Below are 16,925 nucleotides of genomic sequence, written 5' to 3'. Positions count from 1 at the left end.
ATTAAAATTCCTATTTTAATTAAAAAAAGCACGTTATACAACGCACTTCATTAATCTCCAAATTCTTTTTTGCTGCCCTTCTTGTCTTATTCTAGGATTAGTAATTATATATGGTACTTTTTCAGCTTCTAAAAAAGCATTAATTCGTTTTATATGAGGTAATTCATTAGAATGTCTGGGATCAATTCTGTATTCTTTCATCAGATTTCGTAATTCTGACTGTTGTTGATCCGATAAATCTAACGTTTCTTTTCCACATAATAAATCTGTCAAATATTTTTCAATACTGACTGCTTTATAATTGATCACATCTTTTATTGGATACATTTTTAAAAGAAACTCCTTATAAAAGGCACTTAAATCTTTGGCGTAATACATCTTACTTAAAAATTCTAATTTATCTTCTAATAATGCTTTTGTAATCGGATTAAATTCTTTTTCAGAAATAATGCCATCACTTCTAAATCGTTTACCTAGAGCCTGATTATGCTCCATAATTACACCTTCGTAACTTCCAAATTCCTTGTACAATGCATTTATATAATCGATTTTCTTTTGTAGGTTATCTAATTGCCATTTCTGTGGTCTTTGAAGATAAAAGATTAAATCCACATGATATTGTTCTTCGCCTTTCACACGAACTCTACTTCTGAATTGTTCAATCGTATTTGTCATTTCGACACAATTAAAAGCAACTATAAAATGATTATGAGCTTGTATATTCACACCGACATCCAGAAACTTTGTAGTGAAAAGTAATTAGCATAGTAATTGTTCTTCATCTTCTATCCAACCTAACACTTCTTCATCATAACTACCTTTTGGCATATAGACTTCTTTATGCTTATTAGAAATTGATAGTAATGTTGCCACTTTATAATTGTGATATTTTTACTCACTATTTTTATCCTCCTTTTATTGTGACAAATCTCGTGCATATTTCTATAAGAAAGCACCCGAAATATGTTACACACGAAGATGTTATATACACTTTCAAGAAAGATGACAAAGGAATTTTTTAAAAAAATTTTGTTTTTTTGGTTGTCACTAGCAAATTTATCTATATAACTTCTGTGACAATATCGAAAGGAAGTAAAAATACTATGAACAACTCCAATTTACTTATTCAAATGGAAGGCGAAATCAAATCAAGAATCAAAATTCAAAATGGAAATGCGGTTATTAATTCTATTCATTTAGCCGAATTTTTATCTATGGATTTCACTACATTTGGCAACTCAAATTAATCAGTTACTTGAAGGTAATGCACTATTACTTTCATTATTTATGGAAGAAGAACAAACAGAACAACCATCTTATTACTTATCTATACGCTCTCTAACTTTTTTAGATTTTAATTTCGCATTTAAAAAAGACCTTACTTTCCGTTTTACAATGCTGCAAGAATATATGATTCAGTACGAGCAAGCATACATGAAAAAAATAAATGGAAAGGAAACAAAATAAATGGATACGCAAGAATTACTAACGCAGATTAAGAACTTAATCAGTATTCCAAAAAAATGGCTATCTCTAAAAGAAGGAGCAAAATACGCCGGCGTATCATATAACACCTTTATTAAATTTCGTGAAATGGTATTACGTGTAGCAGAAGTAGAAGGCGTGAAGCGAGTATCTCGAAAAGAAATTGATACCTTTTTTGAAAATCATAGCTATTAAATAAAACAGGAATTGTCTTTAGTATCTACTGGGTTATAGTGGATATTGAAGGTGATTTCTCTTCTTTTTATTGCTCTTACAACGCAAATTAGAAGGAGAATTATCATGTCAAAAAATACAACACCAATTGAAAAATATGAATTAAAGAGCGGTGAAAAACGTTACCGCTTCCAAATTTATGTAGGTATTGATCCACTTACAGGAAAAGAAAAACGCACGAGACGTTCAAACTTCAAAACCCAAAAAGAAGCAAAACTAGAATTAGCTCATATCAAACTACAAACTGAAAAAGGTACATTTTTTAAACAAGTAGCGGAGACATATTTAGACGTTTATAACCTTTGGGTAAAACAATATGAAAAAACAGTAGAAGAAAGTACTTTTGTAAAGACAACAGGTATTTTTAGAAATCATATTTTACCGTCTATGAGCGACTATAAAATTGAAAAAATTACGATTGATGTTTGCCAAAAGCACGTAGATGAATGGGCAGATAAACTGAAACACTTCCAAAAAGTGAAATCATACGCTGCGAAAGTAATGAATTTTGCAGTTAAGCGTGGTTATATTCAATCAAATCCATTTGATTATGTAGATATGCCTGTCGCTTTAAAGAAGAAACGAGCAAGTATGGAAGAAGAGGAAGAAAATTTTTATACACGTGAAGAGTTAATCAAGTTTTTATGTTGTTTTGAAAAAGAGAAAAATGTAAAAGCCTATACACTGTTCCGTCTTCTAGCTTATAGTGGTATGCGTAAAGGTGAAGCGTTAGCACTTACATGGAAAGACTTAGACTTCACACATAACAAAATCGTTATTAGTAAAGCTATCTCACGTGGCAAAGATAATCAACTATATGTAAAATCTACAAAAACAGGATTTGCACGTACGATTACAATGGATTCACGTACTATGGAAATCTTGAAACAATGGCGTAAACAACAAAAAGAAGACTATTTTAAATTAGGATTTAATACAAAATCACCTAACCAATTAGTCTTCAGTAATAAACATAATGAATTTTTACAACCAACAAAAACACGTAAATGGATTGTACAAGTTCAAAAGAAATACAATCTCAAACCAATTACAACACATGGATTACGTCATACACATTGTTCACTACTATTTGTAGCTGGAGCGAAAATTAAAGAAGTACAAGATCGTTTAGGACATAGCGATATTCAAACGACAATGAACATCTATGCTCACGTTTCTGCTAAAGCGAAAGAAAGTGCGATTCAGAAGTTTGAGGCTTATATAAGTATCTGATTAATGCATATTTTAACAAAATATTCTTATATTACATTTATTTATAAAATAAGCTAATAATTTGTTTTATAATAAATATTATTTTCAGAAAGGGATTGTTTATCATAACTAATTATTCTATTGAAGTTGAGTTAGATAGCACTACTTGGATAAGCGGCACTGTTCCAATTGAACTTTCTAGTCTTTCTAACTCATTAAGTTTTAACCTCTTAGAATTACTTTTACATGTAGCAGACGCAACAAAAAACCCTAATTTCATTAACTTTCAAATTAATGATTACTGGGCTTTTTTAAGGTATCAGAATTGTTTTAAAGCTCCAGGAGATATAGTTTTAAACGAATTATTTGAAGATGTTGATTCTCATCAAAAAACTATATTAAGTGATGACATGGGTATGGGATTTACTTCGTTAATCTTGGATAGAGCTTTTGGTCTTAAAACACTAACTGATACTAGTTATTTCATTAAATATTTAGGATCATTATCAAGTAACAGGACTTCTAAACATGGGCCAAATAAAACTCCTGACTTTATAGCTTTAGATAACAGTCTGGATTTACATATAGTTGAATGTAAAGGAACTCAAACTTCATTATCCCAAAGTAATACTCAATTAGAAAAAGGTATAACGCAGAAAAATAATTTGAATGATCCATATCATATTATTAATCAAAAATTAGCAATTGGTACTTTTCTTGCTAGATATAATTCAAAAGAAAGTTCAAGAATAAAAATAGTTGATCCAGACTTTGATTTAGACTTTAGCGAAAAAGATATAAAAGATTCGATAATCTACTACTCTTTATTATCCCAGTTCCTTAAAGAATTAAAGCTCTACTTACCTCCTAATTGGTTAAAAAAGAATGTATCTTCAAAAAATTATGAAGAAAACCTATTTGAATTTTTAAAGCAAAATTTAAAAGAAATTCCAGATAAAATAGACAGAGATAATTATTTTGAAGAATTTGATATAAAAAAAGAATTTGATACTTCATTATTAAACAAGAAATTACTTAATGCGAACTCACTTAAAGAATTTATTCTACAATTCAAAGATAATAGTAAGATAATTAAAGATGGAAATTATAAAGGAGTTTTTGGATTAAGCATTCAATTAGAATATAAAAAATAACTCGTAGCATCTACGTTTCATTAACACTCATTGAAACTCCATGAAATAAAAAAAGTGCCAAAACCCTTTTATATCAAGGATTTTGACACTCATTGAAACCGTATGATTTCACTCTATGGAGACGGCGGGAGTCGAACCTTATAGCATCCCCATAACAAAGCCCAGCAACCTTTGGCTAAGATTGCTGGGCTTTTTAATATAGTTTCCCCATATGTCATATACAACTTGCAACGAAGAAAGCAGTGTCTAACATAATAATAAATAAAATTTGCTCCTTCCATGTTAATACATCCATATGCTTCATCCACCTTTATTTCATTTGTCTTCAGTTAAACATCTTTGCCATAAGGCGTTTTACTTTCCGCTACTAAAAACTGTTCTGTTTCTGCTTGTAGCTTATACATTTTTGTAAGGCGTGCTTTGAAATAATCTGCAAGCGCTTGATCTGTGCAATAAATGTAGCACCCTTTTTGTCCGCGCGTCATGAGTGTTCGATATGTGTTTCGAATAATGGTGTCGACTGCTTTTGTGGCAGCTTCTGGATCTTCTTTCATCCATTTTTTCACGCCTTTAATCGACTGATCTGTTTTTGCGCGTTTCGTATAATCGGTTATCAACTTACCATCTTCATAGCGCAAATCATCCCCGATAATGACACCAACATAATCAAACTCTAATCCTTGGCACGTATGAATACAACCCGCTTCTTCTACAGAATTTTCATCGATTGCCCAAATATGATTACCTAAGTTCCAGCTAATTGAAAAATCATGTTCTTCGATAACAATGTCATGTACAGAACGATCATTTTTGCCATCCTTCATCCATTCCCAACAATATCCCGCAAGCAATCGCGCTTTATTATTTACCTTATTTTTTTCTTCAATCATTTTACGTAATACATTTGGAGAATCTACAACTTGAATATCATAGTCCATTCCTAAGTCGTGTTGATTTGCTGTTTCGCGTATACCGAGTACATCATCCAACCATGCCATATAACCGTCTGAACCATCGCATCTAAATTGTGACGATAAAAATCCTTCATACACTTGTACATCAAGCTGTTTGGCAAAGCGTTTGATTAAATCGACACTTCCAATATCTTTAAGCGTAACACGCTGCGCTTCATCAATGAAAAACACACTAAATTTTGCGCTATTCATTAACTCTTTCACTTGGTTTTCTCCTAGATTACTAAACAATCCTGATTTTTCATTAAGGCGATGTGCCTCGTCGACAACGACGACATCAAATTCATTACGATCTGCGGCGTAGAAGCTTCCAGAACCTTTAAATAAGTTATCAATACTTTTCTTCGTCATCGTTCCTTTTAGCTTCGTTGAATAGACCGAACGCGGTGCACTATTTTTCGTCACATACATCGCAAAATAATCGTCTTGTAACAATTGGACGAGTAGATTAATAGCCAGCACAGACTTCCCTGTCCCTGGTCCACCCTTCACAATGAATACACCTTTTTCATCGTTTGTGATACACGTTTTTGCAGCATGTAAAATTTCTTCATACATCACTTTTTGATCGTCAATCATCACAAACTCAGGATTACCTTCTAACATAGATTTAATACTATCTTGTAGTGACTTTGATGGTTTAATACGTCCGTTTTCAATTTTCGCGATAATATCATTTTTGTCGCCGTATTTAATATGTTTCTTTATGAACTGTCGAAGTTTTTCCATCTCTCCTTTACGGAAGACGGGTGCTTTTTCAATATGTTCTGCATAATGTATATCCGTTAACGGATCTGGATCTTCGATGAAATAATTATGTAAGTATGCACATGGGTTTAAATGAATTGGCTGCTCACGTACAGTTTCATTAAAATCTTCAATCAATGCTGCATAGCTCCAAGCTTGATAGGAAGGGTGCGTAACAGCGCGTGTAGCCCCACCGACATATGTTTCTACAACGACGGCGTCTAGTCGCTCGATTTTCTCTACCTTCTCCCATTGTTTCAACTCAATAATGACCGCGTGATCTTCCACTCCGTCATTACCAGCGACGATAAAATCTACACGTTTTCCCGTATTCGGAATTTTAAATTCAATGGCCGTTTTCGCATCTCTCGGAATATCACGATCACGTAACACATTTGACATGCGCTGCAGTGAATTGTCCCAAGAACGAATTTCTGCTTTAGATGTCCGACCGATTTTCTCTTGATACACGCTGTATAAACGGTCAACGATCACTTCATTTTCCACATCGCTTAAAAAATCTGATACATCCGCTTCGTATATGATCATTCCACTTCACCCCTTATTTTATAGGTAAATTATATCATCAAAATCCCTTTCGTACATTTGTTTCAAATACTAGCTTCTCACTATTTCATCAAATATAAAAAGCGCTAAATGTAAATAAATAGATTTAGCACTTTTATTATTTTTTATTTCTTATAATTACGTTGGAATTTTAAGATGTCCCATTAAGACTTGGCGTATTTTAAACTTTCACGTAAATAAATGATTGTTATCGCAATCTTAAATTACATTTATATCATCACCTAAGGCCGCAAATGCTAATCTAATTTTTTGTTTTAAATCAGGTAAAAATTGTTGATGCTTATCCAATTCAATCGCATCCTTACTTGACCAAGTATATGCAATCCCTATCCCTGGACAAATATTTAACGTTTGATAACTTTTGTCTAATAACTTCTCTTTTATAGAATCGCGGTCTTCTACGGTCGTTAACCCCGCTTCTTCAAAAGCTAAAAATTCCTCTTCAAACTGCTCTCGCTTTATTTGCTTAAGTGACGCAGCATTTTTCAACCAATAATCTATATACGATTCCAACGTCATCTGTCCATCTGACCAAAATAAATTGCTTGAACGGAATGAAATATGGAAATTAGACCATAATGAAAACCCTTGCTCTTTTAGTTTCATAAATGCTTCTTGTTGTAATTGGCTATACGTATATTTAGCTGAAGACATCGTATCAGCTGCATAAAGGTAAAGTGTAATTTTCCAATCGTCGCCATCCACTTGTGCATCTAAGGCAATTTGTTTCACCGATTTACGATTGCTATTGGCGTAATGCGTCCAACCACGATGGTAATTTACTTCGGCTTTTTCGCCATCAATTATTAGTTGATTTAACAAATCGACACAACGCTTATCTAATAAATAGCTATTTCCCTTACATACACCAAATTGCGTATACGGGTTAATATATGAAAATTCCTGATCGACAAATTCTAAAAAATCTTCAACTAACTGAAGCTCTAAACCTTTCAATATTCCGTTTATGACAAGCATATTTAATCTTTCAATTAAATCGCGCCACGAAAGCGCACATGGCTTATGAATAATATGTGCCTCTTCATTTAAAGAAGGATTTAATTGATCTAACCAAATATGATGACGCAGTGGCTTATTCTCAATAATAATTAACCATCCTGGATCGGCAAAAATCACACCATCATATCTTGCATTGCGTTCAGAATTATTAATAGGATTATGTTCATCTAATCGATCATCAGAAATAATCACAGATACGACTTTATAGTCTTCTAATTGTGAAAACATTGCATTTGTATTACCTATTTGAGTATGTACAGACTGCACGACTAATTCACCTAATGAAATAGAAGGCATTTGCTCTTCAATTTCGATATCCGATAACTGTTTACGAACTAGTTCGAAAAAAAGATTTTGCACTGCAGGAATATTTTTTACCAATGTCAAAAATATTCTTGTTAACTCATCTTCATGGTGGTTTTGCTTATTTTTATATGCATTAAAAATATTTAAATGATTTATTTTGATTACTCCTTTTGCTGATATTATTTATACATATTGAAACTAATACATTTTAAAGCTTCTAGTATCTCTTTAAGTTAAAAGGCAAATTTTCTTGATATCTTAACTAGATACGTTCACTTTTCATCCTTCTCCACCAACTCCAACTCATGCAACCATTTCTGAAATTGTCTCAATGGATAAAGCGTCTGGCCGTTTAGCTCCATCTTAGGGGCTTGCGGATATTTTTGTAGTAACGCTTTTGTTTCTGCTTCGCTTAATTGAATATAGTAATGTAATTCATTTTCTTTCACAAAGTATGGGAAACTGTCCTCTTTATTCGGGTGACCGAAATTTTTTAAACCGTCGCCTATGAAATAGCCAAGTAATGCTAATCCAATGGCAATCCAAATAAACTCCATTCAACTATCCCCTCGCTTTAAATAATCCATATTATAACATTTTTAAAATATTTAAGAAACTATTCCTTGCGCTATGGCGTTCTACTATGAAACGATCAAAAGGAGGTCGCATTATGGGATTTTGGTATTTTCTCATGTTATTTCTCGGTATTGCGCTCATCATGTTTGTCGTCACGAAACGTACAAAAACAAAACTTTCGAAATGGATAATGGCGATGAGTGGTATATGTATGGTTGCTCTTTCACTATTTATGTTTCAAGACGGTAGTGCAGAAATTGTAGATTCCTGGTTGAAGTCATTCAATATTCAATTATAAGAAGTAATGAAAAGCGTTCGACGTGCAACATGTCGAGCGTTTTTTTGATATTCACAAAACCAAATATTAACATATCAAGAAAAAAGGTTATAATTGTATAGGTAGACGGACAAATTAAAGGAGTATGATATGAAAAAATTATTCATTGCAGCGATGGCTGTATGTGCATTAGTGGGCTGTGGCGATAAGGAAGCAACAAAGTCGAGTGGCGATCAAGTATCTGTGGACAAAAACTTATTGAGCGTAGAAGTGACATTACCAGCAGAATTGTTTGAAGGACAAACGCCGGAACAAATTGAAGAGGCAGCAAAAAAACAAGGTATTAAAGAAGTAACGGTAAATGATGATGGTTCGGTATACTACAAAATGAGTAAAGCGAAACATCATGAAATGTTAGAAGAATTAGAGAAAACCGTGAACGAAACGATGGATGACCTCGTTCATGATGAAAATTTTTCTGCGTATAAGAAAATAACGGCAAATAAAGATTTCACTGAATTTGATATTCGCGTTGATCAACAAGCATATGAAAATAGTTTCGATGGACTTGGCCTTATGGGACTTGGTGCAACAGCAGGTTATTACAACGTATTCAATGGTGTCGATGGCGAGAATTTACATATTACATTCAATATCATTGATGATGCGACAGATGAAACACAAACGGTTATTTTCCCGGATTATTTAGAAGAAGACCAATAATTATTCAACGTACTTCTAGCATTTAGAGAAGTACGTTTTTGTTTTAGGAAGCGGTATTATGCCACACTTAAGCTGGGTATTGATATAACACTCCATTCGCAGAAAGGAGCGGCAACCCGTGAAAAAACATTTAATGATGAGTGTTATCGTGTTGATGTTAGCTGCCTGTGGAAATGATACGCCGCAACAGAGAACTAAAGATGAAATGAGCGTCGACAAAAACTCGAGGAAAATATAGACGGTTTCGGCTTAATGGCGCTAAGTACGATGACCGTATACTATAATGTAATCAACGGTGTCCATGAAGACGATGTCAATTTAGACTTTCATATTATCGACGAAAAAACTGGTGAAGAAGATATATGGAACTATCCGAAAGACTTTGTAGCAGATAACTAAAAAAAGGAGTTGCGACAATGCAGCTCCTTTTTATGGTTTTTGATACGTGTGATGAAACGTCCATTTTTTAAAATAACCTGTACCAAGACAATTTTTACACGTGATTTTCTGCTGGGTAAACGTTTCAGATTGGACAACGTACCGTTCAGTGAGCACATTATCTATACATATAAAGTGCTTCGTGCAATCCGCTGCACAACCACACGTCGGACAATGCACACTCCACGTATCTTTCACTTGTACGTAATAATTATCGGTCACCTATTTGTATAAAATACCGCCTAATTTTCCACTGGATACGTTTGACAAACGCGTCCGATTTGACCGTCTGTTAAACGAACTTTAATTCCATGTGGATGCGAGCTACTGTTCGTCAGTAAGTCTTTCACGATGCCTGCTGTCGTTTTTCCTGTGCGTTGATCTTGTTTCAATACGATATCCACTTTTAATCCGGGATATACGTCTTTACGATTTTTACCGTTCATATTCATTCTCCTAGCAATACTTCTTCTTAACTATTATTCTTCCGCTTATTTATCTAGTGTATCACATGTTTACGAACGCTTCGCTTCAAAATGAATCGTGTAAATCTTTTTCGGTCTCCCTTGCAACTTCACTTGCTCACACTTTGCCGCGAGTCGCCTAGCATGATTGATAGACTCCTCGTCAGCAGAACTTGCAGCGATCATGAGTAATGTTGGAACGTCAAATGTCGGTAAACAGTAGTTATACACTGTGACATCTTTCGAAAGTTGATGATATGCCGCTTCATCACAATGATGCACATATTCCCCTTCATATAGTACATAGTTTTGTAAAAAATAATCGTAAAACTGCACATACGCTTCCTTAGTCAAATGAGGCATCGCATACGTTAATTCATGAATCGCTGCTTCAATCTTTTCCACTTGTGCTGTACCTGTTGCTAGTGACACTTCTTCATAAGCGCCTTCTTGGAAATAATGCCCCCCATCTAATAATACGAGTGATTGAACGAGCGCTGGATATCGTGCAGTAAATGCTTGAATGATCCACGCACCAATTGAACTGCCGATGAAATGCGCTACGGTCACCTGTTCTTTCATCAATACATGCTGTATCCACTTACAAAAATGATCTACTGATGCTGCTTCTTTCTTCAAATGACTCCCGGGTAAATCAAAAACGAGCCATCGATATGTTGGTAATTGTGCTACGAGTGGTAAAAACATTTCTTTTCGCTCCCCTAGTGCAGGAATAGCGACAATTACTTCTTGTGCCTGCTTATCTCCATACATCGCGTAATTCATCGTTTTTGACTCCTTTGATTTAATTCACCCTTAAATAAATAACGAATCCCTTTACCAATCATCGGCTCATCTGCATAACGCGGTAACACATGAAAATGTGCATGCGGAAAATGCTGACCTGCTGCTGGTCCACAATTCCACCCTAGATTATAGCCAACAGTTGCATAATGGATATCTATGTATTGTTTCACTTCATGCAATAAAGCATACGTCGCTTGCCACTCTTCAGGTGTTAACTCAAACGCCGTTTCTCGATGCGCTTTTGGTACGATAATTCCCGCACCTTCTAATGGTACCCCTTTTTGTCTTGCGAGTGGCTGTTGTAAAAACATGCATAACTCATTGCTTAAAACGATCGTCTGGGTGTCGTCTAATTGACAAAACGGACAATCCATCCAATCCCCCCTTTTTCAATCTTTATTCATCATATCACATTCGCGTGAACATTCTGAAAAAAGGGAGTGCATCTCGTTTCGTTAAGATGCACTCCCTTTAAATTGAAAATCATTCTCAATACAGTGTAAAAAATTTTTGTTACAAACATTGACGATAAACAGTTGGGGCTTTCCCTGTATACTTTTTAAAAATACGGCTGAAATAAAATGGATCGTCATAACCGACTTTTTCCGCAATTTTCGCAATCGTATCGTCCGTTGCACGCATTAATTCTTTTGCATGTTGAATGCGTAGTTCGATTAAATAATTACTTGGATTAATGCCTGTATAGCGTTCAAATAAATGCGCGAAACGACGGCGCTCAATATTGAAACGTTCGGCCACTTCCGTCACCGTTAATCCTGAATGATAATACTCACGCATAAATGCGAGGGCTTCACTCATTTTGTCTTCACGATCGATTTTTTTACTACGTTGATGCGCGACAAGAAGCTCACTAATAAATTGCATAAAATGTGCTTTCGTTTGTACACGAGAAATGTTCCCTGGTGTTGCGTATGTATGCGCCATTTTACGAACGATTTTTTGGCATTTATCATAATCATCAATCGCAATGGCGAATGGATCATGACTAATACAAGTGCCCTCTGTTTCATAATAAATCACCGCATAATGACATGGTTCGCTTCCGAGTGGCTTCATTTCAATCGGCGCTGAACCGTCGACGTGTAATACCGTGCCTGGTGCCAGTTTGTAGCGTACATTATCAAAAATAAAATAGCCCTGCCCTGACAGCGGGAATACGAAGCTACATTTGCCTAGTGCATTGTGATGAACGAGGCTCTTTGCTTCAACTGTTACGTTGTGCGTAAACATATCAAAAAATTGTACAGTGTTTTCTGCGTAATAAGACATTACTTCTTCCGTTTTCATTGTCATCACTTCTTTCTCAACTGATAATCATTATCAATTGAATTTTACAAATAAAAATGCCATTTGTAAAGCGGCGATTATGCTAAACTATTGAGCAGAGGTGATGAATATGCAATTATGCTACGAAAAATCGTGGGCAAAAGCGCTAAGTACAAAAGACCGTCAAATTATTGAACAAGTCTATGCACATACATCTACAAATATTTTTTCAACGATTCGACATGCGGTCAATCATCGTGGCCATTTACTCGTTACTGTATTAATTCGCAACACGAGCGATGAAAAAATGTCATTTTGCGAGTCAAAACTTGCATACATACAGCATGATAACCTTGTCGCTACGCACACATTTACGATACCTGCACTCGTCGTTCCCCCACATAGCGCGATGCCATGGACGTTTATTTTCCCTGAAATGCACATGTCACTATCAGCACAACTTGGCCAATTACAATGGATAAATGCGTAATATTAATTTTTTTATAATGATCAGTATATATAATGAAAAAAGCGTAGCCGCTCATAGACTACGCTTTTTCGTTATACCTTTTGTTTTGTCATTACAAATTTTAAATTTGGCTTAATTTCTGCGATAATAACCGCCACTAAAATCAATAAGCAACCGAAAATCATGCGCCCCGTTAAGAACTCGTGCAAAATCCACACAGAGAATAACGTACCAAATAACGATTCCATTGATAAAATAATAGCTGACTTTGTCGGATTCGCATATTGCATGCCGACATTTTGACATACATATGCTACGCACGTACAAAAGACTGCTAAATAAATAATGATGTAAACGCCTTGTGCTTCAATATGTGTAGGCACTTCTCCAAGTACAATGACGGCAACTAAGCCAAGTACAGATGCGGTCATAAATTGCACAATTGTAATGGCGAGTGGATCTTCGTCTTTTACGAATACATTCGTATAAAAAATATCAAATGCGAATAACACCGCACATAAAATCGATAACCAGTCACCAATATTAATCGTAAAATCATTCGTTAATGATAAAAAACCGATGCCGACAACTGCCATTAGCGCAGCAGTCACTTCGTAGCGGTCAAATTTTCGTTTATAAATAACAAATGCAATGACCGGCACGATTAAGACGTTAATCGCCGTTAAAAAGGCATTTTTCGAAACGGTCGTATACGCTAAGCCATACGTTTGAACGGCGAATGCGGTAAATAAAATCGTTCCGAGAATCGCGCCTTTCCATAGTACTTTTCGATTGATGAGTTTTAATTTTTGATGGAAGATCAAGCATAATAACACTGTCGCTAATGTAAAACGAAAAGCCATTAACTGAAATACTGTCCAATATTCAAGTCCAACTGCCATGCCGATAAAACCGCTTCCCCACATGAGGGCGGTAATTGTCATGAGCAATTCACCTTTATACTTTCCCAATATGAAGCCTTCTCTCTTATAAAATGATTCAACTCATCATACTATGGATATTCACTTTTGTGAATATTATTTCATCTTTTCTTCAGTTAATTGTAAAAATAGTACAGCATCTTTTGCAGCTAAATCGACGCCTTTTTGCCAGAAGTCTTGTTTCGTAATATCTTCGCCTAAATGTTTCATCACAAGGTCTTCAACGTTCATTTTCCCTGTATCACGTAACAACGCTATATATTGTTGTTCAAAGGCTGGACCGACTTGTTTCGCTTTCGCATAAATGCTTAACGAGAATAAGTAACCGAACGTGTACGGGAAGTTATAAAACGGGACGCCTGTAATATAAAAGTGTAATTTTGATGCCCAGAAATGTGGGTGTGTCGTTTCTAGCGCGCCACCGTACGCTTCTTGTTGTGCTTCACTCATTAATTCATTTAAACGACTCGCTGAAACGATACCTTTTTTACGTTCTTCATAGAAGCGCGTTTCAAATAAGAAGCGAGATTGAATATTCATAAACAATGATACGGAACGTTGTACTTTATCTTCGAGTAATGATATTTTTTCTGCGCCCTCTGCTGCCTCTACAGCGGCATCGGCAATAATCATTTCAGCAAACGTAGACGCTGTTTCTGCGACATTCATCGCATAACTCGCATTTAACGGGTGCACTGGACGTAGGGCATATGAATGGAAAGCATGTCCTAGTTCGTGTGCAAGTGTCGATACATTATTCATCGTTCCTGCATACGTCATGAAAATACGTGACTGTTGATCGAGTGGTGATGTCGTACAAAAACCACCTGGTCGTTTGTTCGGACGGTCTGCAGCTTCAATCCAAGATTTTTCAAATGCTTGACGCGCAAATCCTTTTAGCTCAGGTCCGAATGCGCCGAAATGTTCTAAAATAAAATCGGCGCCTTGTTGGAAGTCAATATGCGCTGTCGTATCAGCAATCGGTGCTTCTAAATCGGCCCACGTCATATTTTCTTTACCGAGTAATTTGGCTTTACGATTTAAAAAATCGACGAATGGCGCACGCGTATTTGAAATGGCGTCCCACATTGCATCTAACGTTTCGCGTTGCATACGGTTGATGCGAAGCGGTTCTGCTAACACATCGTCCCAACCACGTTTTTTATACGTCGTTAAGCGGAAACCCGCTAAATGATTTAATGTATGCGCAAAAAATTGCTCTTTTTCAGCAAACGCCTGTTCAATGACCTCATCGACTTGTGCGCGGACCGCTGCATCGGGGTGGTTACGTAAATTGCTCGCTTGGCCGAATGAAAGTGACTGCTCTTTACCATCGACCGTTACGTTAAATGTCATATCTGCAATGAGTAAATCGTACATTTGGCTCCACGCTTGGTCACCACTTGCACGTAAGCTCGACATAATGCCTTCCTCTTCAGCTGATAACAGCAATTTCGTTTGTGTACGCGTTTCATTTAAAATGAATGCAAAATCTGATAAGGCAGGTGCTTGAATATATTGTTTAAACGTCGCGTCATCTAGCGTTTCAATTACTTTATCAAAACGATATGTCAACTGTGACATTTGCGCATATAATGGCGCCATATCACCGTGAATAATTTTAGCTTGCTCATCTGTCGTATCTTGCGCTGTTAAACACGATAACATGACGCTAATTTTACGCATGTTAACCATCAACGTTGTAATAGCCGCTAATCCTTCCGCAATCGTTTCTACACTCGTTTGTTGCTCGACCGCTTCAACCGCTTTTTCTAATTGCGCCATCAATGTTGGAATTTGTGCAATATGTGCATGAAAAGCCGGTGAATCACTCGTGCCCCCTTCGTAAAAAGACGTTAAATCCCAAGTGTCTGAATAAGTCTTCATATAAATGCCCCCTTGTTATGTAACTGTCTTTATTTTAACGCTTCTATAAATTATTTCATAGTTCGAAATATTAAAAGCAATCAAAAAAAGCACAGCCTCCCAAGCTGTGCTCCGAACTAGTCCCCATATTTACTTACAGTTTTTCAATAATCGTTGATACGCCTTGTCCACCGCCGACGCATAATGTTGCAAGTCCATATTTGACATCATCTCGTTTTTGCATTTCATGTACTAACGTTACTAAAATACGTGCACCACTTGCACCGATTGGATGTCCAAGTGCAATCGCGCCACCATTGACGTTCACTTTATCTAAATCGAAAGCTAATTCTTTCGCAACAGCTAATGATTGCGCTGCAAATGCTTCATTCGCTTCGATTAAATCAATGTCGTCTAATGATAAACCCGCTTTTTCAAGTGCTTTTTTCGTTGCGGGTACAGGGCCGATTCCCATAATGGATGGATCGACACCAGCTACCGCATTGCTGACGATGCGCGCAAGTGGCTTTAACCCTAGCTCGTTCGCTTTATCTTCAGACATAATTAATAATGCGGCTGCACCATCGTTAATGCCTGAAGCGTTCGCCGCTGTTACTGTCCCATCTTTTTTAAACGCTGGGCGCATACCCGCTAATTTTTCAGCGGTTACACCAGCACGTGGAAACTCGTCACGATCAATGACAACCGTTTCTTTACGCTTTTTAATTTCGACAGGTACAATTTCATCTTTAAAGCGGTCAGCTTGCTGTGCTGCTTCTGCTTTTTGTTGACTCTTTGCAGCAAAAGCATCTTGCTCTTCACGTGAAATACTATACTTCTCTGCTAAATTTTCAGCTGTAATCCCCATGTGATAGCCTTCGAATGCATCGGTTAAACCATCCCCAATCATGCTATCGACAATTTTACCATCACCCATACGGTAACCTTGGCGTGCTTTATCTAATAAATAAGGCGCGCGCGTCATATTTTCTGTACCACCCGCAATCACAATATCAGCCTCCCCAAGCTGAATGGCTTGTGTTGCGAGATGAACTGTTTTTAAACCTGAACCACATAATTTATTAATCGTCGTTGCTGGTACTTCGAAAGGTAATCCAGCATAAACAGCTGCTTGACGTGCCGGACCTTGACCAAGACCAGCTTGAAGTACATTCCCCAAAATGACTTCATCGACTTGTGCTGCTTCTACATTTGAACGATTTAAAACTTCTTTTACAACGACTGCCCCAAGTTCTGTGGCAGCTGTGCCTTCAAATGCACCGTTGAAATTCCCAATTGCTGTACGTACTGCTTCTACAATCACAACATTTTTCATACTTTCTCCCCTTTCTCACTG

The 16,925-nt window shown here is 36.2% G+C and carries 19 protein-coding genes; 8 read left to right on the top strand and 11 right to left on the bottom strand.

What is annotated here, in order from left to right:
* Window positions 1-33: 33 nt before the first annotated feature.
* A complete protein-coding gene (locus KMHG_RS10735) occupies window positions 34-726 on the bottom strand; it encodes a hypothetical protein (RefSeq protein WP_010289436.1) in 693 nt (230 codons plus the stop codon).
* Between the two features lie 504 nt (window positions 727-1,230).
* Here KMHG_RS10735 and KMHG_RS10720 point away from each other — a divergent pair.
* From KMHG_RS10720 to KMHG_RS10705, 4 genes are all read left to right on the top strand, one after another.
* Window positions 1,231-1,467 (top strand): hypothetical protein, encoded by a 237-nt coding sequence (locus KMHG_RS10720; protein ID WP_010289435.1) that lies wholly within the window; start codon window positions 1,231-1,233, stop codon window positions 1,465-1,467.
* Window positions 1,468-1,680 carry a helix-turn-helix domain-containing protein gene (locus KMHG_RS10715; RefSeq protein WP_010289434.1) on the top strand — a complete coding sequence of 71 codons (213 nt, stop codon included), beginning with the start codon at window positions 1,468-1,470 and terminating at the stop codon, window positions 1,678-1,680.
* A 105-nt stretch (window positions 1,681-1,785) separates the two neighbouring features.
* A complete protein-coding gene (locus tag KMHG_RS10710; protein WP_010289433.1) occupies window positions 1,786-2,952 on the top strand; it encodes a site-specific integrase in 1,167 nt (388 codons plus the stop codon).
* A 95-nt stretch (window positions 2,953-3,047) separates the two neighbouring features.
* A complete protein-coding gene (locus KMHG_RS10705) occupies window positions 3,048-4,085 on the top strand; it encodes a hypothetical protein (RefSeq protein WP_010289431.1) in 1,038 nt (345 codons plus the stop codon).
* A 329-nt stretch (window positions 4,086-4,414) separates the two neighbouring features.
* Here KMHG_RS10705 and KMHG_RS10695 read toward each other — a convergent pair whose 3' ends face one another.
* From KMHG_RS10695 to KMHG_RS10685, 3 genes are all read right to left on the bottom strand, one after another.
* A complete protein-coding gene (locus KMHG_RS10695; RefSeq protein ID WP_010289430.1) occupies window positions 4,415-6,355 on the bottom strand; it encodes a DUF2075 domain-containing protein in 1,941 nt (646 codons plus the stop codon).
* A gap of 237 nt (window positions 6,356-6,592) precedes the next feature.
* Window positions 6,593-7,795: a hypothetical protein gene (locus tag KMHG_RS10690; protein WP_010289429.1), complete on the bottom strand. Its 1,203-nt coding sequence runs from the start codon at window positions 7,793-7,795 to the stop codon at window positions 6,593-6,595.
* A gap of 197 nt (window positions 7,796-7,992) precedes the next feature.
* Window positions 7,993-8,277: a hypothetical protein gene (locus KMHG_RS10685; protein WP_010289428.1), complete on the bottom strand. Its 285-nt coding sequence runs from the start codon at window positions 8,275-8,277 to the stop codon at window positions 7,993-7,995.
* A 113-nt stretch (window positions 8,278-8,390) separates the two neighbouring features.
* On the opposite strand from KMHG_RS10685, the gene KMHG_RS10680 reads away from it, so the two are divergent.
* The 3 genes from KMHG_RS10680 to KMHG_RS19445 all read left to right on the top strand — a co-directional run bounded on the left by KMHG_RS10680 (window position 8,391) and on the right by KMHG_RS19445 (window position 9,695).
* Complete coding sequence (locus KMHG_RS10680; protein WP_010289425.1) at window positions 8,391-8,594, top strand: hypothetical protein; 204 nt, start codon at window positions 8,391-8,393, stop codon at window positions 8,592-8,594.
* Between the two features lie 129 nt (window positions 8,595-8,723).
* Window positions 8,724-9,296, top strand: coding sequence for a putative periplasmic lipoprotein (locus tag KMHG_RS10675; protein ID WP_010289423.1), 573 nt, complete (start codon window positions 8,724-8,726; stop codon window positions 9,294-9,296).
* 252 nt (window positions 9,297-9,548) lie between these two features.
* Window positions 9,549-9,695: a hypothetical protein gene (locus KMHG_RS19445; RefSeq protein WP_154647371.1), complete on the top strand. Its 147-nt coding sequence runs from the start codon at window positions 9,549-9,551 to the stop codon at window positions 9,693-9,695.
* A gap of 281 nt (window positions 9,696-9,976) precedes the next feature.
* On the opposite strand, the gene KMHG_RS10660 is transcribed toward KMHG_RS19445, so the two are convergent.
* The 4 genes from KMHG_RS10660 to KMHG_RS18425 form a co-directional block, all read right to left on the bottom strand.
* The gene (locus KMHG_RS10660; RefSeq protein ID WP_010289420.1) at window positions 9,977-10,180 is read right to left on the bottom strand and encodes a YwbE family protein; all 204 of its coding nucleotides are present in this window, start codon (window positions 10,178-10,180) and stop codon (window positions 9,977-9,979) included.
* 69 nt (window positions 10,181-10,249) lie between these two features.
* Complete coding sequence (locus KMHG_RS10655; RefSeq protein ID WP_010289418.1) at window positions 10,250-10,984, bottom strand: alpha/beta hydrolase; 735 nt, start codon at window positions 10,982-10,984, stop codon at window positions 10,250-10,252.
* Window positions 10,981-11,379 carry an HIT family protein gene (locus tag KMHG_RS10650; protein WP_010289417.1) on the bottom strand — a complete coding sequence of 133 codons (399 nt, stop codon included), beginning with the start codon at window positions 11,377-11,379 and terminating at the stop codon, window positions 10,981-10,983. The genes KMHG_RS10655 and KMHG_RS10650 overlap by 4 nt, the downstream gene beginning before the upstream one ends.
* A gap of 139 nt (window positions 11,380-11,518) precedes the next feature.
* Window positions 11,519-12,319 (bottom strand): AraC family transcriptional regulator, encoded by an 801-nt coding sequence (locus tag KMHG_RS18425; RefSeq protein WP_084761509.1) that lies wholly within the window; start codon window positions 12,317-12,319, stop codon window positions 11,519-11,521.
* Between the two features lie 103 nt (window positions 12,320-12,422).
* On the opposite strand from KMHG_RS18425, the gene KMHG_RS10640 reads away from it, so the two are divergent.
* The gene (locus KMHG_RS10640; protein ID WP_010289415.1) at window positions 12,423-12,782 is read left to right on the top strand and encodes an SLAP domain-containing protein; all 360 of its coding nucleotides are present in this window, start codon (window positions 12,423-12,425) and stop codon (window positions 12,780-12,782) included.
* A 71-nt stretch (window positions 12,783-12,853) separates the two neighbouring features.
* Here the strand turns inward: KMHG_RS10640 and KMHG_RS10635 are convergent, their stop codons facing one another.
* The 3 genes from KMHG_RS10635 to KMHG_RS10625 all read right to left on the bottom strand — a co-directional run bounded on the left by KMHG_RS10635 (window position 12,854) and on the right by KMHG_RS10625 (window position 16,904).
* A complete protein-coding gene (locus KMHG_RS10635; protein ID WP_010289414.1) occupies window positions 12,854-13,732 on the bottom strand; it encodes a DMT family transporter in 879 nt (292 codons plus the stop codon).
* Between the two features lie 66 nt (window positions 13,733-13,798).
* Window positions 13,799-15,589, bottom strand: a complete 1,791-nt coding sequence (locus tag KMHG_RS10630; protein WP_010289413.1) for a M3 family oligoendopeptidase — start codon at window positions 15,587-15,589, stop codon at window positions 13,799-13,801.
* Between the two features lie 133 nt (window positions 15,590-15,722).
* Window positions 15,723-16,904 (bottom strand): acetyl-CoA C-acetyltransferase, encoded by a 1,182-nt coding sequence (locus KMHG_RS10625; RefSeq protein WP_010289410.1) that lies wholly within the window; start codon window positions 16,902-16,904, stop codon window positions 15,723-15,725.
* Between the last annotated feature and the right edge of the window lie 21 nt (window positions 16,905-16,925).

The organism is Kurthia massiliensis (assembly GCF_000285555.1).
Classification (GTDB): domain Bacteria; phylum Bacillota; class Bacilli; order Bacillales_A; family Planococcaceae; genus Kurthia; species Kurthia massiliensis.
The sequence above is the reverse complement of the archived record's forward strand: the minus strand, read 5'-3'. Positions and strand labels throughout refer to the sequence as shown.

What these genes read in the sequence shown, in the direction of transcription:
- KMHG_RS10715 (WP_010289434.1), top strand. Translation starts at nt 1,468, where the DNA reads ATGGATACGCAAGAATTACTAACGCAGATTAAGAACTTAATCAGTATT.
- KMHG_RS10710 (WP_010289433.1), top strand. Translation starts at nt 1,786, where the DNA reads ATGTCAAAAAATACAACACCAATTGAAAAATATGAATTAAAGAGCGGT.
- KMHG_RS10695 (WP_010289430.1), bottom strand. Translation starts at nt 6,355, where the DNA reads ATGATCATATACGAAGCGGATGTATCAGATTTTTTAAGCGATGTGGAA.
- KMHG_RS10685 (WP_010289428.1), bottom strand. Translation starts at nt 8,277, where the DNA reads ATGGAGTTTATTTGGATTGCCATTGGATTAGCATTACTTGGCTATTTC.
- KMHG_RS10680 (WP_010289425.1), top strand. Translation starts at nt 8,391, where the DNA reads ATGGGATTTTGGTATTTTCTCATGTTATTTCTCGGTATTGCGCTCATC.
- KMHG_RS10675 (WP_010289423.1), top strand. Translation starts at nt 8,724, where the DNA reads ATGAAAAAATTATTCATTGCAGCGATGGCTGTATGTGCATTAGTGGGC.
- KMHG_RS19445 (WP_154647371.1), top strand. Translation starts at nt 9,549, where the DNA reads ATGGCGCTAAGTACGATGACCGTATACTATAATGTAATCAACGGTGTC.
- KMHG_RS10660 (WP_010289420.1), bottom strand. Translation starts at nt 10,180, where the DNA reads ATGAACGGTAAAAATCGTAAAGACGTATATCCCGGATTAAAAGTGGAT.
- KMHG_RS10655 (WP_010289418.1), bottom strand. Translation starts at nt 10,984, where the DNA reads ATGAATTACGCGATGTATGGAGATAAGCAGGCACAAGAAGTAATTGTC.
- KMHG_RS10650 (WP_010289417.1), bottom strand. Translation starts at nt 11,379, where the DNA reads ATGGATTGTCCGTTTTGTCAATTAGACGACACCCAGACGATCGTTTTA.
- KMHG_RS18425 (WP_084761509.1), bottom strand. Translation starts at nt 12,319, where the DNA reads ATGACAATGAAAACGGAAGAAGTAATGTCTTATTACGCAGAAAACACT.
- KMHG_RS10640 (WP_010289415.1), top strand. Translation starts at nt 12,423, where the DNA reads ATGCAATTATGCTACGAAAAATCGTGGGCAAAAGCGCTAAGTACAAAA.
- KMHG_RS10630 (WP_010289413.1), bottom strand. Translation starts at nt 15,589, where the DNA reads ATGAAGACTTATTCAGACACTTGGGATTTAACGTCTTTTTACGAAGGG.
- KMHG_RS10625 (WP_010289410.1), bottom strand. Translation starts at nt 16,904, where the DNA reads ATGAAAAATGTTGTGATTGTAGAAGCAGTACGTACAGCAATTGGGAAT.